General features: G+C 67.5%; 10 protein-coding genes. 5 read left to right on the top strand and 5 right to left on the bottom strand.

All coding sequences use genetic code 11. From position 1 onward, the window contains the following. Positions 1-73: 73 nt before the first annotated feature. Positions 74-976 (bottom strand): LysR substrate-binding domain-containing protein, encoded by a 903-nt coding sequence (locus tag EGJ34_RS16285; protein ID WP_125361547.1) that lies wholly within the window; start codon positions 974-976, stop codon positions 74-76. Positions 977-1,164: 188 nt separating this feature from the next. Here EGJ34_RS16285 and EGJ34_RS16280 point away from each other — a divergent pair, with 188 nt between their 5' ends. The 4 genes from EGJ34_RS16280 (at position 1,165) to EGJ34_RS16265 (ending at position 4,884) form a co-directional block, all read left to right on the top strand. Continuing rightward, positions 1,165-2,379, top strand: coding sequence for an MFS transporter (locus EGJ34_RS16280; protein WP_125361546.1), 1,215 nt, complete (start codon positions 1,165-1,167; stop codon positions 2,377-2,379). A gap of 64 nt (positions 2,380-2,443) precedes the next feature. Further along, positions 2,444-3,247 carry a 2,5-didehydrogluconate reductase DkgB gene (gene dkgB, locus EGJ34_RS16275; protein WP_125361545.1) on the top strand — a complete coding sequence of 268 codons (804 nt, stop codon included), beginning with the start codon at positions 2,444-2,446 and terminating at the stop codon, positions 3,245-3,247. Positions 3,248-3,398: 151 nt separating this feature from the next. Continuing rightward, on the top strand, positions 3,399-3,701 hold the full coding sequence (locus tag EGJ34_RS16270; protein ID WP_125361544.1) for a helix-turn-helix domain-containing protein: 303 nt from the start codon (positions 3,399-3,401) through the stop codon (positions 3,699-3,701). Continuing rightward, positions 3,652-4,884: a type II toxin-antitoxin system HipA family toxin gene (locus tag EGJ34_RS16265; protein WP_125361543.1), complete on the top strand. Its 1,233-nt coding sequence runs from the start codon at positions 3,652-3,654 to the stop codon at positions 4,882-4,884. The genes EGJ34_RS16270 and EGJ34_RS16265 overlap by 50 nt, the downstream gene beginning before the upstream one ends. Here the strand turns inward: EGJ34_RS16265 and EGJ34_RS16260 are convergent. The 3 genes from EGJ34_RS16260 to mgtE all read right to left on the bottom strand — a co-directional run bounded on the left by EGJ34_RS16260 (position 4,850) and on the right by mgtE (position 10,064). Then, positions 4,850-5,575 carry an alpha/beta hydrolase gene (locus EGJ34_RS16260; protein ID WP_125361542.1) on the bottom strand — a complete coding sequence of 242 codons (726 nt, stop codon included), beginning with the start codon at positions 5,573-5,575 and terminating at the stop codon, positions 4,850-4,852. The two genes, EGJ34_RS16265 and EGJ34_RS16260, sit on opposite strands and share 35 nt — an antisense overlap. A gap of 338 nt (positions 5,576-5,913) precedes the next feature. Then, the gene (locus EGJ34_RS16255) at positions 5,914-8,643 is read right to left on the bottom strand and encodes a bifunctional acetate--CoA ligase family protein/GNAT family N-acetyltransferase (RefSeq protein ID WP_125361541.1); all 2,730 of its coding nucleotides are present in this window, start codon (positions 8,641-8,643) and stop codon (positions 5,914-5,916) included. Positions 8,644-8,696: 53 nt separating this feature from the next. Next, positions 8,697-10,064, bottom strand: a complete 1,368-nt coding sequence (gene mgtE / locus EGJ34_RS16250; RefSeq protein ID WP_125361540.1) for a magnesium transporter — start codon at positions 10,062-10,064, stop codon at positions 8,697-8,699. A 409-nt stretch (positions 10,065-10,473) separates the two neighbouring features. On the opposite strand from mgtE, the gene EGJ34_RS16245 reads away from it, so the two are divergent. Then, entirely contained in the window at positions 10,474-12,273 is a 1,800-nt protein-coding gene (locus tag EGJ34_RS16245; protein ID WP_125361539.1) for a monovalent cation:proton antiporter-2 (CPA2) family protein, read from the top strand. Positions 12,274-12,345: 72 nt separating this feature from the next. Here EGJ34_RS16245 and EGJ34_RS16240 read toward each other — a convergent pair. Beyond that, the coding region (locus EGJ34_RS16240; RefSeq protein ID WP_125361538.1) for an ankyrin repeat domain-containing protein at positions 12,346-14,866 on the bottom strand (2,521 nt) is incomplete at its 5' end.

Raw genomic sequence — 14,866 nt, 5'->3', positions numbered from 1 at the left:
GCCGCATGCGGTCCGGGTTGGTGGCACGTCCGGCGACCGGTAGCGCCGGCCGTTGGCCGGCCCAGGCGGTCCGTCAGCGGACGAATGCAGGGCCGGTCATGCCCGCTGCGAGGTGGTCGAGAAAACTGGTGATCCGCGCGCTCACCGCCGTGTTCCGGTAGTACACCGCATGGATCGGCTGCCGCACCTCCACGGTCAGCGCTGGCATTACCTGCACGAGGGTGCCGGCGTCGCGGTCGCGCTGGGTCATGAAGTCGCTCAGGCAGACGATGCCCGCACCCGCCTGCGCGAGCCGTAGCAGGGTCTCACCACTGGATACCGACACCGCCGGTTTGATGTGCAGCAGGGCGTCGGTGCGCCCGGGCAACGGCCAGTGATTGAGTGAATCGGGTTCGCTGAAGCCCAGCAGGGTGTGCTGCTCCAGGTCTTCCACCCGTTTGGGCGTGCCATTGGCCTTCAGGTAGTCCGGGCTGGCCAGCACCCGCAGCCGGCTGTGGCCGAGCGGACGCGCGTGCAGGGTGGAATCGGCCAGCGGGCCGATCCGGATGGCCACGTCTGTACGGCGTTCGAGCAGATCGATGTAGCGCTCGCTGCTGTTGATCTCCAGCGCCACGTCGGGAAAGCGTTCGCGGTAGCTGGCCACCCGCGGGGCGATCACATGCAGCACGAACGGGGTGGCGGCATCCACGCGGAGGCGGCCGGCGGGGCGCTCGCGGCGGGCGGCGATCTGTTCCTCGGCCGCTTCCACCGAGGCCACGATGGCGCGGGCCTGTTCCAGAAAGGCGTTGCCTTCTTCGGTGAGCTGCAGGCGGCGGGTGGTGCGGGTGAGCAGGGTGGTGCCGAGCTTTTCCTCCAGCCGGGCCAGGGCGCGGCTGACGCCGGAGGTGGTCTGGCCCAGGGTTTCGGCGGCGGCGGTGATGGAGCCGCTGTCGATGACCGCGATGAAGGCCTGCATTTCGTCGAGGGTGGTTTTCATGGGGTTTCCGGTTGTGGCCGGGTCCGCGAAGCCACGCAGGGCGTGGCTCTACGGTGGAACGGTGCGGTGGTCGGGTGATCAGGCGGCATTATTGCGCACGAATCAATAGTGATTGGCGTGATGGCCGCTTTTTCCGCAACAGTTGGGCGCGCAGACTGCGCAGCTTCATTCTCCACTGGTCCTTTCCCATGTCTCGTGGCATTCCCTTGGCCTTGTTGGCGTTGACGCTGGGTGCGTACGCCATTGGCACCACCGAATTCGTCATCGTCGGGCTGATTCCCACCATCGCGGCCGATCTTGGCGTCACCCTGCCCTCGGCCGGGCTGCTGGTCTCGCTGTACGCGCTGGGCGTGGCGGTCGGCGCACCGGTGCTGACCGCGCTCACCGGGCGGGTGCCGCGCAAAACCCTGCTGGTGGCGCTGATGCTGCTGTTCACGGTGGGCAACCTGATTGCCTGGATGGCTCCCACCTACGGCTCGCTGATCGTGGCGCGGGTCCTGACCGGATTGGCGCACGGGGTGTTCTTCTCGATCGGCTCGATCATTGCCACCTCGGTGGTGCCGAAGGAGAAGGCCGCCAGTGCGATCGCGATCATGTTCACGGGGCTGACCGTGGCGCTGGTGACCGGGGTGCCGCTGGGCACTTTCATCGGCCAGCACCTGGGCTGGCGCGCGACCTTCCTGGCGGTGGCGGCGCTGGGCGTGGCTGCCCTGCTCGGCAGCCTGCTGTTCGTGCCGCGCAACCTGCAGCGCAGCGAGCCGGCCACCTTCGGCCAGCAGCTGGCCGTGCTGGCGCAGCCGCGCCTGCTGCTGGTGTATGCGATCACCGCACTCGGCTACGGCGGCACCTTCCTGTCGTTTACTTACCTGGCGTCGATCCTGCAGGACGTGACCGGCTTTTCCGCCAACGCGGTGAGTCTGGTGCTGCTGGTGTACGGCGTTTCGGTGGCGATCGGCAACCTGTGGGGTGGCCGCCTGGCCGACCGCCGCGGCCCGGTTCCGGCGCTGATGTTGATCTTCAGCCTGCTGGCGCTGGTGCTGCTGGCGCTGACCTTCACCGCGCATTCGACGGTACTGGTGCTGCTGACCGTGCTGGCGCTGGGCGCGGTGGCGTTCGGCAACGTGCCGGGGCTGCAGGTGTATGTGGTGAAGCAGGCACAGCGCTTTGCGCCGCAGGCCGCGGATGTGGCCTCAGGCTTGAACATCGCCGCGTTCAATGTGGGCATCGCCATGGGTGCTTCGCTGGGCGGTCTGGTGGTGGACCACCTGGGGCTGATGCATACGCCGTGGCTGGGTGCGCTGGTGGTGCTGGGTGCGCTGGGGCTGACCGCGCTGAGTGGTCGGCTGGACCGTCGTGATGGTGTCGCGGACCGTGCCGAGGGCATTGCCGTAACGGCGCATTGAGTACTTTGTTGTTGAGGGAGCGGGGCAAGCCCCGCTCTACGTTTCCCCACTTTGGAGTTTTTTTATGAGTGTTCCTGCATTTGGTCTGGGTACCTTCCGTTTGAAGGACCAGGTGGTGATTGATTCGGTCCGGAACGCGCTGGATGTCGGTTATCGCGCGATCGATACCGCGCAGATCTACGGCAACGAGGCCGAAGTCGGCCAGGCGCTGGCCGAGTCCGGCGTGCCGCGCCAGGACGTGTTCCTGACCACCAAGATCTGGATCAGCAACTTCCGCCGTGAGGCACTGCGCGCCAGCCTGGAGGAAAGCCTGGGCAAGCTGCGGACCGACGCGGTGGACCTGACCCTGATCCACTGGCCCTCGCCGAAGGACGAGGTGCCGATGGTCGAGTACCTCGGCGCGCTGGCACAGGCACAGGCCGAGGGCCTGACCCGGCAGATCGGCATCTCCAACTTCACCATCGACCTGACCCGCCAGGCCGTGGAGATTCTCGGCGCGGACGCCATCGCCACCAACCAGATCGAGGTGCACCCCTACCTGCAGAACCGGGCGCTGATCGCCTACCTGCGCGAACAGGGCATCCATGTCACCGCGTACATGAGCCTGGCCTATGGCGAAGTGCTGAAGGAGCCGGTGATCCAGGCCATCGCCGAGCGGCACGGCGCGACCCCGGCGCAGGTGGCACTGGCCTGGGCGCTGCAGCAGGGCTATGCGGTGATTCCGTCTTCAACCAAGCGCGAGAACCTGGCTGCCAACCTGAAGGCTGCTGAGGTGAAGCTGGATGACGAGGACATGGCACGGATTGCGACGCTGGATCGCGGGCACCGGTTGGCGAACCCGGAGGGAATTGCGCCGGCGTGGGATTGAGGCCGCTTTGTTCAGAATTCCACACGCAACGGCCAATAACGTGTGGAATTCTGAACATACTGGATCGCGCCGCTGGATGTTCACCATTTGATACGTTAGAGCTGTTACCGTATTGAATAGTGAACATTATGGCCAATTCATGAGTATTCACATGCAGTCGCCTACGGTGCTGGCAGCCACCCACCGCCTGGGCGCGCACGTCCAGGCGATGCGTAAGCGCCAACGATTGACCCAGGAGCAATTGGCCGAGCGCGCCGGCGTTGGCCGCACTACCCTGCACAAGCTGGAGGCGGGCCATCCCGGTGTTGCCATCGCCAGCGTGCTGGAAGTACTCCAGGTGTTGGACCCGGAGATGGTGGACCGCATCCTTGAGGTGATCGACACGGATCCTCTGGGCCGCGCACTTGAGCGGCGACGCCTGCCGCAGCGTGTGGCGCGCGACGATGACTTCTGAACTCTATGTCTTCGCGCCCGCTCTCGAGAACGGGTCGCTCACCGCCTCGCATCTTCTGTGCGGACGGCTGCGTTGGTCAGACGGTGTAGGTCAGTTCATCTATGCCCGCAGCTGGCGAGAGGGGAACGGCTACGCACTCGACCCACTGAACCTTCCTCTGCGGGAAGGAGAACAGAGCACGCAGATCAATGATGGCGTACATGGCGTACTGGCCGACGCCGGGCCGGACAGCTGGGGGCGTCGGCTGCTCGAGCTGGAACGCGGTTCACTGCGCAGCCCGTTGGATCTGCTGCGATTGAGCAATGGAACCGGCACAGGAAGCCTGCTCTTCTCACAATCACGCACCCGCCCTGCACCACCGCGTGCACTGCTGCCGATGGCCGATCTGGCCGAGTTGGAGCAGGTAGCGCACCAGGTCATGCTGGGAGAACCGGTGGCAGCGGTGCCGCTGCAACGCATTTTTGATGCGGGAAGCTCGCTTGGCGGTGCACGACCGAAGGCCATCGTGCGCGAAGCCGGGCGGGAATGGATCGCCAAATTTCAGAAACCCGACGACGACATCGATGTTCCTCGGCTGGAGTCGGCCTGCCTGAATCTGGCGCGGCGCGCCGGACTCGACGTCCCCGATCACCGCGTTCTGGACATCAATGGTCGATCATTGCTGCTGGTTACCCGCTTTGATCGACCCGCTGAAGGCAGTGTCCACTACCTGAGCCTGCATGCGCTGCTTTCGATGAACCGCATAGGACCTCAGGACGTACGCGCACCGTTGGGCCGGGTTACCTATGGCAACCTTGCCGCGCTTTGTCGGCAGATCGGCGTCAGCGATGCGGGCGCGGTGCTGTATCGACGCATGCTGGTGAACATCATGATCGGCAACACGGATGACCATCTTCGCAATCACGGCCTGCTGTTCGATGGACGTTGGCAGCATGCGCCAAGCTTCGACATCGTAGCGCTGGGTGGCGACCGCCAGGCCGTTGGGGTCGGGACAGAAGGTCGACTTGCGACGGTCGAGAACGCCCGCAGTGATGTGGGACGTTTTGGCTTGAGCGAAGCTGCGGCGCGCCAGATTGAGACTGAGGTGGCCGATGCCATGCAGTGTGCGCAGGCCGAGTTTGATGCTGCCGGGTTGCCTGCGGCCGATGTCACGAGGGCGTTGGGCCGCATGCACCTGGCGTGATGAGCCAGTTGCGCAGGGCGGCGTTGACGGCTTCGGGCTGTTCCATCGGGGCCAGGTGGCCGCAGTCGGGAATGATCTGCAGCGTGGAATGTGGCACCAGCGCATGCATCTCTTCGCTGATCGCCGGCGGGGTGATGCGATCGTTGGCTCCGCAGAGGATCAGCAGCGGATCACGATAGGTGGCCAGCACATCGTGCCCATCCACGCGTTCCAGCGCGCTCTGGCGCAGGAATACCTCCGCACCGAGCCGCGCGGTCATGTCGCGCACGCGCTGCACCAGCACGTAGTCATCCAGCCGTGAGGCATCGATGTAGCTGCGCATCAGCGTGTCGCCGAAGCCGTGGAACCTGCCTGGCAGGCGCACGCTGGCCTGTTGGCTGCGGCGCTGGGCGGCGCGCTCGGGGGAGTCGGCGTGGATCGAGGTATCGATCAGGGCCAGCTGCAGCACCCGTTCGGGCGCGCTGCGCAGGATCTGCTGGGCGACGAAGCCGCCGAGTGAGAAGCCAGCCAGGGCGAACTGAGGCGGGGCCTGGGCGAGTACGTCATCCACCACGGCCTGCATCGTTTCGCCACGGGTCTGGTCGCCTACGATGCAGGTGGCAACGTCGGAGAGGGCTGCGATCTGCTCGCGCCAGAGCTCGGCGTCGTTGAGCAGGCCGGGGAGCAGCAGCAGGGGAATCTTGTCAGTCATGCGGCGTATTGTCGCGCCGTTTGGAAGGGCGCGGTATGCCCGTCGTGGTCTGATGTGTTGCACGCTGGCGTCAACACGGGGCGGGGCTGCGCGTTTCGCATCTGCCCGGGTTTCGACCGGTGCGGCGCTGCATCGGAGACATACCGCATCCGGGTGGTATTGCATCCGGGTGGTAGCGTCGGTCGACAGACGACGGCCGATGACGGTAATCGGCACGGTGACGCATGACGTTGTTCGAGGTCATGCGTTAAAGCAGCGATCATTCATATCGGTAGTCGTCTATCGACCGACTCTACCAAAGCGCAACAAGAGCAGGTCCAGGGCACGTGCCGTTTGGATCATTGATGCGGAATCGGTGCCTCGCCATCCACCGTCACCGACTGCACCGGCAGGGTCACGACCATCACGGTGGCGTCGTCCGGGTCCAGCTTCGTGGTGAAGCCCAGGCTCTGGCACATCGCCAGCATGGTGCTGTTCTCGCGCAGCACCTGGCCTTCGACCACGTTCAAGCCCAGCCACTGGGCGTACTCGATCATGATCGTCATCAACCGCCAACCAATGCCGTGACCCTTGAGATCGGAGCGGATCAGGATGCCGTACTCGCCACGGTCATAATCCGCATCGGCATGCAGGCGTACCGCGCCGAGCATGTCGCCCGTGCGTGGGTCGATCGCCACCAGGGCGATGGAGCGCGCATAGTCGAGCTGGGTCAGGCGCGCGATGAACTCATGGCTGAAGTGCTTCACCGACTGGAAGAAGCGCAGGCGCAAATCCTCGTCGGTCACGCGGGCGAAGAACGCGCGGAACAGGGCGTCGTCCTCCGGACGCACGGGGCGTACGAACGCGGGCGCGCCGTCGGAGAGGGTGATCTGACGCTCCCATTCCTTTGGATACGGGAACACCGCGAAGCGCGGGTGGCCACGGCCCTTGTGCATGCGTCGCGACGGCGCAATCGCCACGCGCGCATCCAGTGCGAGCACACCGTCGCGGTCGGACAACAGCGGGTTGATGTCCAGCGTGCGCACTTCAGGAATGTCCGCCGCCAGCTGCGCCAGTTTCACCAGGATCAGCGCCACCGCGCGTTCATCAGCAGCCGGTACGTCACGGTAGGCCTTGAGGATGCGCGAAACGCGCGTGCGTCCGATCAGCTCGTGGGCCAGGCGCAGGTCCAGCGGCGGTAGTGCCAGCGCCTTGTCATCGATCACTTCGACTGCCGTACCACCCCGTCCGAACACCACCACCGGGCCAAAGGTGGGATCGTCGGCAATGCCTGCAATCAACTCACGCGCCTTCGGGCGTACCACCGTCGGCTGCACCAGCACACCGTCGATGCGTGCGTCAGGGCGCAGCGTGCGCGCACGCTCGAGGATGGAGGTCGCGGCGGCATGCACCGCCTGCAGGGTGCCCAGGTTCAGACGCACGCCGTCCACGTCGGACTTGTGCGGGATGTCGGCCGAGAGCACCTTCACCGCGACGGTGGCACCCTGCTCCAGCAACGGCTGGGCCAGGTCCATCGCCTCATGCGGGTCGGCGGCCTGCATCACCGGGGCGGAGGGAATGCCGTAGGCAGTCAGCAGCTGATGGGTCGCGATCGGGTCCAGCCACTGCTGGCCGGCCGCCAGCGCGGTGTCCACCAATGCGCGTGCGGCGGTGGTGTCCACCACGAAGTCTTCCGGCAGGCTGGGCGGCGTTTCCATCAACGCTGCCTGCGCGTCGCGGTAGCGCACCAGATGCTGGAACCCGCGTACCGCTTCGGCCTCAGTGGGATAGGTCGGCACGCGTGCGGCGTTGAGGGTGGCGGTGGCGCGGTCATCGTTGCCCAGCCACACCGCAAACACCGGCTTGTCGCGCTGGTGGCGCGGGCGCTGGCTCAGGGTGCGGGTCAGGGCCTGCGCGGCGTCGGCCGAGGAGGTAAAGGCGGTGGGCACGTTGACGACCAGCACCGCGTCGTTCTCGCCGTCGTTCATCAACGCCTCGATCGCCGCCGCATAGCGGTCGCCGTCGGCGTCGACCACGATGTCGACCGGATTGCCACGCGACCAGCCCTGCGGCAGCACCGTGTCCAGCTGGGTCACCGTGGCCGGCGACAGCTCGGCCAGCTGGCCGCGCAGCGCGCGCAGCTGGTCCACGGCCAGCCGCCCTACCCCGCCACCGTTGCTCAGGATGGCCAGCCGGCGACCCGGGAAGGTACCCAGGCGGCCAAGGGTTTCGGCTGCGGTGAACAGTTCGTCCAGCGCGCTGACCCGCAGCAGCCCGGCGCGGTTGAACGCTGCGCCATAGACATCGTCGGAGCTGGCCAGCGCCTGCACGTGGGTGTCTGCGTCCGGATTGATGCGGATGTGGCGGCCGGACTTGACCACCACCACCGGCTTGGCGCGTGCAGCCGCTCGCGCGGCCGACATGAACTTGCGTGCGTCGCGGATGTGCTCCACGTACAGCAGGATGGCGCGGGTGCGGTAATCGGTGGCGAAGTAATCCAGCAGGTCGCCGAAATCGACGTCGAGCGCATCGCCCAGCGAGACCACGGCGGAAAAACCGACGGAGCGGTCCACGCCCCACTCCACCAGTGCGGCGGCGATGGCGCTGGATTCGGAGATCAGGGCGAGGTCGCCGGCCTGCGGAAAGTGCGCGGCGATGCTGGCGTTGAGCCGGGCATGCGGGGCGATCACGCCCAGGCAGTGCGGACCGAGGATGCGCAGGCCCTTGGCCCGCGCCGCCGTTTCCACCTGCTCACCCAGCGACCCCGGACCCTGGCCCAGATGCGCGGTGAGGATGATGGCCGCCGAAACCCCGAGAGCGGCGGCGGTGGCCACCACCTGCGGCACGATCTGCGCCGGCGCGGTGATGACCACCAGTTCCGGCACCCAGTCCAGGTCCTTGAGCCGCTTGACCGTGCGGATGCCGTCGATCTCGCCGTAGCGCGGGTTGACCCAGGCCACCTTGCCGGGGAAGCCGGTGCCACGCAGGTTGCGCATCACCGCGCGACCGGCCGAACGTTCGCGCGGGCTGCCGCCGATGACGGCGACCGATTGCGGGCGGAAGACCGATTGCAGGTGGTAGATGCTCATGGCCTTACGTTACACGGGTAGCTGTGACGTGAGGGATGATCCTGCGCAATCCGCTACAGCAACGTGCCGCTCAGGATCATCGCGGCAATGCTGAAATAGATAACCAGCCCGGTCACGTCCACCAGCGTGGCCACGAACGGGGCCGAAGCGCTGGCCGGGTCGAACCCCAACCGCTTGAGCGCGAACGGCAGCATCGACCCCGACAACGACCCGAACGTCACGATCCCCACCAGCGCCGCACCGATGGTCAGCGCCAGCAGCTGCCAGTGCTCGCCGTAGTCGTGCAGGCCGAGCAGCTGCCAGGAGACGATGCGGACCATCGCCAGCACGCCAAGAATGGCTCCGAGCGTCATGCCGGTCGGCAACTCGCGCAGGGCCACCCGCCACCAGTCACGCAGGCGCAGTTCGCGCAGGGCCAGGCTGCGGATCAGCAGCGAGGTCGCCTGCGAGCCGGAATTGCCGCCCGAGCTCATGATCAGCGGAATGAAGAGCGTGAGCACGACCGCACGGGCAAGTTCCTCTTCGTAGTGCTGCATGGCGCTGGCGGTGAGCATTTCCCCCAGGAACAGCACGCTCAACCAGCCGGCGCGCTTGCGCAGCATTTCGAAGAAGCCGATCTGCATGTACGGCTTGTCCAGCGCCTCCATGCCGCCGAACTTGTGCGCGTCTTCGGTGGACTCCTCGATCAGCGCATCCAGCACGTCATCCACGGTCACGATTCCCAGCACGTGCCGGGCCTCGTCCACCACCGGAATGGCGAGCAGGTCATGGCGACGGATCAGCCGCGCCACCTCTTCCTGGTCCAGCAGCGGATGTACCGCCACCGGTGCGTTGACCTGGGCCACTTCAAGGATGGATTCCTCCGGCAGCCCGGTGATCAGCCGGCGCATGGTCACCACCTGCTGCAGCGCCTGGCTGTGCGGGTCGAGCACGTAGATGGCGTAGACGGTTTCGCGGGTGCGCTCGACCTCGCGGATGTGCTGCAGGGTGCGGCCCACGGTCCAGGTGGCGGGCACACTGACGAACTCGGTGGTCATCAGCGCGCCGGCGGTGTGGGCCGGGTAGCTGAGCAGCTGCTGGATCGCACGCCGGGCGTCGGCGCTGAGCAGCGGGATCAGCCGGGCCCGTTCGTCCTCGTCCAGCTGGTGGACGATGTCGGTGGCACGGTCGTCGGCCATCAGGCCCAGCAACGCGGCGGCGCGGGCTTCGGGCAGCGCGGCCACCAGCTCACCGCTGCGGGCCAGCTCGGGCTGTTCAAGCATTTTCACCGCACGCGGCAACGGCAGCGCGGCCAAGGTGTCGGCGGCGCGGCGCAGCTCAAGCGTGTTGAGATACTCCACCGCGTCGGCGGTGTTGAAGTTCTGCAGGGGTGCGCTCAGGGCGGCATCGGCCACCGGACGCAGGAGGTCTTTCTGGTTCATGGGTTCGCCTTTGGATCGCAATGTGCGACGCCAACGCTGGCGAACCGTCCCGTGTCAGGGGGTGGCCATCGCTGGCGTCGAGCAAGGTCGACTTCTACTGTCGCTGGACATGGGTTGGAGTTCCGGAAAGGGTGGAGTGCTGGAGCGCGGCGCAATGCGCCGTCACCCGACCAACGGTCGGGTGCTACCGGCATTGCTGCCTGCAGCGGAGCATCGGTAGCAGCCGACCGTTGGTCGGCTGGCACCGCGCAGCGGTGTGCCTTCAGCGGCCGGCAGTCTGGACCCCTGTCGAACCCGGGTCAACCCCTTTCCCGCCGTTGTTGGGACGCGGTTGAAGGACCTTGACGCACCCGGCCGCATAATGGACCGGCGGCGACGGGCCGACGATCGGATTCACAGGTTTCCCCCCATGCATAGCGGTGCGTTGGAACTGGCCCTGGTGCTGCTGCTGGCCGCGGTGATCGCGGTGCCGGTGTTCAAGAAGTTCGGGCTGGGCGCGGTGCTGGGTTACCTCGCTGCCGGCGTGGTGCTGGGCCCGGACGGGCTGGGCTTCGTGCAGGACGCCGACCGCATCCTGGGCGCGGCCGAGATCGGCGTGGTGATGCTGCTGTTCGTGATCGGGCTGGAGCTGTCACCATCACGCCTGAAGGTGATGCGACGCTCGGTGTTCGGGGCGGGTGCGGCACAGGTGGCCGTCTGTGCCCTGGTGCTGGGCAGCCTTCTGTTGCTGGACCACTTCCAGTGGAAGAGCGCGCTGATTGTCGGCATTGCCTTGGCGCTGTCCTCCACGGCGGTCGGGCTGCAGCTGCTGTCCGAGCACAAGGCGCTGAACACCGACTACGGCCGGCTCGGCTTCGCCGTCCTGCTGTTCCAGGACCTGATCGCGATTCCGCTGCTGGCGGCGATTCCGCTGCTGGGCGGGGCCAAGAACCAGACCCTGCACTGGAGCGACGTGGCGGTGGCGCTGGGCGCACTGGCAGTGGTGATTCTGTGCGGGCGGCCGGTGCTGCGCCGGCTGTTCAACATCATTGCGCGCACCCGCAGTCCGGAAGTGTTCACTGCGATGGCGCTGCTGGTGGTGCTGGGCACCGCGTGGTTCATGCAGGAAGCAGGCCTGAGCCCCAGCCTGGGAGCATTCCTGGCGGGCGTGCTGCTGTCTGATTCGGAATTCCGGCACGAGCTGGAAGCGCAGATCGAACCGTTCAAGGGCCTGCTGCTCGGTCTTTTCTTCATTGCAGTGGGCATGGGCATCGACCTGGACCGGGTGGTTGCCGAGCCGGGGCTGGTGGCGATCGGCGTGGCCGCGCTGCTGGTGGTGAAGTTCGGCCTGCTGTTTGCGATCGGCAAGCTCGCAAAGCTCACCACCCGGCACGCGCTGATGCTGGGCAGCGTGTTGTGGCTGGGTGGTGAGTTTGCCTTTGTGGTGTTCAACGAGGCCCAGCGGGTCAACCTGCTGGGCGCAGCCAATCACGACCGACTGGTGGCGGTGGTCGGCCTTTCGATGGCGCTCACACCGCTGCTGTTGCTGGCCATGCTGCGGCTGATGGGAAGCGAGCACACGGGCGCGGATGCGCGTCCGGCGGACGCGGTGGACACCGACGGCATACAGCCCAAGGTGCTGATTGCCGGAATGGGGCGCTTCGGACAGGTGGTGGCACGCCTGCTGACCGCGCAGAAAATTCCGTTCGTGGCACTGGAGTCCAATCCGGACACGGTGTCTGACCTGCGGCGGTTCGGCAACCAGCTGTACTACGGCGACCCGACCCGTCCGGAGATGCTGCGCGCTTCCGGTGGCGAGCACATCCGCGTGTTTGTGATCACCCTGGACGACCCGGACACGAACATGCGCGCCACCCGGCTGATCCGCCGCATGTATCCGCAGGCGGTGGTGCTGGCACGCGCGCGTAACCGGCAGCACGCGTGGCGTCTGATGGACATGTCGGCCGAGCCGTTCCGCGAGGTGTTCGGCACCAGCCTGGAGCTGAGCGAACGCCTGCTGGTGGCATTGGGGCTGTCGGCCGATACCGCTCGCAACCACGTGCAGCGTTTCCGCGAGCATGATGAGAAGCTGCTGCGTGATCAATACCTGGTGTATGACGACGAGGCAGCGGTGATCCAGACCTCACGTGATGCGCGTGCGGACCTGATGCGGTTGTTCGAGGCCGACGCCGGCCGCACGTCCGGCGACGAGGACAGTCCACGCCATTGAGCGTCGCATGGGACAGACATGCGCCGCTGGTGCAGATGCTCCCGTTCCGCTGATGCGATGCCAGGTGGCGAGTCAGCCGTTGTCGCGCAGGAACCGCGCCATCGACGAAACCCCCGGCACCCGTGGCTCGAACTCGCCGGCGACGTCGATGAAGCCGCGCATCACCGCGATCTCGCGCGGGCTGCGGTTGAGTGCGTCGCGTACGTCTGGATCGGCACCGGCACGCAGCAGGCGCTGCACCAGCAACGGCAGGCCATGCAGCGCGGCCAGATGCAGCGGCCCGAAGCCACGCGGGTCACGGGCTTCCAGCGAAACGTCTTCATCCAGCAGGCGTTCGACCGCGGCCAGCACGACCTGTTCGTCGCAGGCGGTGCCGGGCTCGGCGCGTGCGCCCAGCAGCAGCAGCAGTGGGGTGACCGAGCCTGCGGCCGGCTGGTCCGGTTCGGCACCGGACAGCAGCAGGGTGTCCAGCAGCGCGAGCAGGCGCGAACGGTCGCGTGCGCTGAAGCCGTACAGGGCCGCGCAATGCAGCGGGCCAAGCTGCTGCGCGTCGCCTGCGTGCACGTTGGCACCGGCGGTCAGCAGACGTGCGGCGATGTCCGGCAGGCCCAGCGCCGACGCCAGCATCAGCACGGTCACTCCGCCGGGCAGGCGGTATTCCAGTTCGGCACCGGCATCGAGCAGGGCCGAGACGATATCGGTCTGGCGCATGCTCACCGCCGCCGACAACGGCGTGGCTCCGCTCACAGCGGCGTGCTGCGGATTGGCTCCGCGCGCCAGCAGCAGATCGACCACCGCCAGATGACCGCCACCGGCGGCTCGCAACAGCGCGGTGCAGCCCTGGGCGTCCACCGCGTCGACGGCGAACCCGAGGTCGATCAGGCGGCGCACCGCATCGGCGTCGCCGACCATCGCGGCCGACGGCAGGTCGGCGTCACGCAGCGCCCGGCGCGGCAATGGCCACACACGCCAGTCCAGCCAGTCAGCCAGGTCACGGCGGCCGATCGACAGCGCCACGCCGAGCGGGGTCTGGCCGTCGGCGGCACGTGCTTCCGGCGACGCGCCGTGCTGCACCAGCAGCTTCAGCGAGCCTTCGCGGGCCAGCGCGGTAGCCAGGTGCAGCGCGGTCATGCCGTGGCTGTCGCGTGCTTCACGGTCCACGCCCAGGGTGAGCAGGGCCTGCTGCAGGCGCAGCCAGCCCAGCCGCACCGCAAGTGACAAGGGCGGATCGCCGGCCGGTGACGGCGCGAACGGGTCCGCGCCGCGCTCCAGCAGTTCCAAGGCCAGCTGCTCCAACCCGCGCGAGGCGTGGTCGTGCTGCGCGCAGGCCGCCAGCAGCCGTGCCAGTCCACCGGCACCGGCCGGGGACACGCCACGGCGCAGCAGCGCCTGCAGCGCGGGTACCGCGTCGATACCGCGCGACAGCAGGGCGAACATCGGGGTGTCGCCACAGGCGTCCAGCACGTCCGGGTTGGCCCCCTGTCCCAGCAGCCACTCCACCGCCTGCGGCTCCAGTGCCAGCTCCGGCTCGTGCAGCAGTCCGCCCAGCTCGTCGGCATTGCACAACTGCGCCAGCGCGGTCATGCCGTCGAAGTTGCCGAAACCGAGCGCTTCGCGCAGCAGGTCCAGCGGCGGACGGTCGGGCAGCAGCGGCGCATCGGGGACGCCGGTTTCGGTGCTGGCGGCTCCCAGCCCATCGCTGACGGCGGCTGGCAGCGGATAGCTGCGGTCCAGCAGCGAGACGATCGCCCAGCGTCCGGCGGCAGCGGCAATATCCACGGCGCGCCGGCCCTGGGGGTCGGTCACGTCGGCGGCAATGCCCAGTTCCAGCAGGCGGCGCACCAGCAACGGCGAGGTTCCGTCCGCCATGCACGCCAGCAGCACTGCGTTGCGGCCTTCGACGTCCACGGCGTGGAGATCGGGCTTGTGCGGCAGCAGGTGTTCGATGACGCCGGCGCGACCGGCGCGGGCCGCTTCCAGCCACGGCGTGCGCGAAAGCGCATCGCGTGCTTCCAGATTGGCTCCGGCGGTCAGCAGCACATCGATGATGTCGACGTGGCCGGCCAATGCCGCTTCGTGCAGGGCGCTGCGGCGCTGGCGGTCGCGCGCATCGGCACGGGCCTTGTGTTTGAGCAGCAGCTGCACGCCGGCCGGGTCGTCTTCTTCGGTACCGGCAGCGGCCAGCAGCACCGGGGTGCCATCGGCCGGTTCGGTACGCGCGCCGCGTTCGAGCAGGAAGCGCGCCAGTCGCCAGTTGCCGACCTGGCAGGCCACGGCCAGCGGCGACCAGCCTTCGTTGTTGAGCGCGTCCACTTCGGCGGCGGCGTCGCGCAGCAGCGCGGCCACGCCGGGATCGGAACTGCGCGCGGCATGGTGCAGCGGGGTGTTGCCTTCGGCATCGGTGGCGCGCGAATCGGCACCGTTGGCGAGCAGGGTCATCACGGCTTCGGGGCGGCCGTGCCAGCTGTCGCGGGTCGCCGCCAGCAAAGGGGTCATGCCGCGATGCGGGGTGTTGAGGTCGGCACCGCGCGCGATCAGCTCACGCAGCAGGCGCAGGTCCGGTAACACGGCTGCCAGCACCACCAGGCTGCGC

The organism is Stenotrophomonas sp. 278 (assembly GCF_003935715.1).
In the GTDB taxonomy this organism is placed as follows: Bacteria; Pseudomonadota; Gammaproteobacteria; order Xanthomonadales; family Xanthomonadaceae; genus Stenotrophomonas; species Stenotrophomonas maltophilia_AH.
The sequence above is the reverse complement of the archived record's forward strand: the minus strand, read 5'-3'. Positions and strand labels throughout refer to the sequence as shown.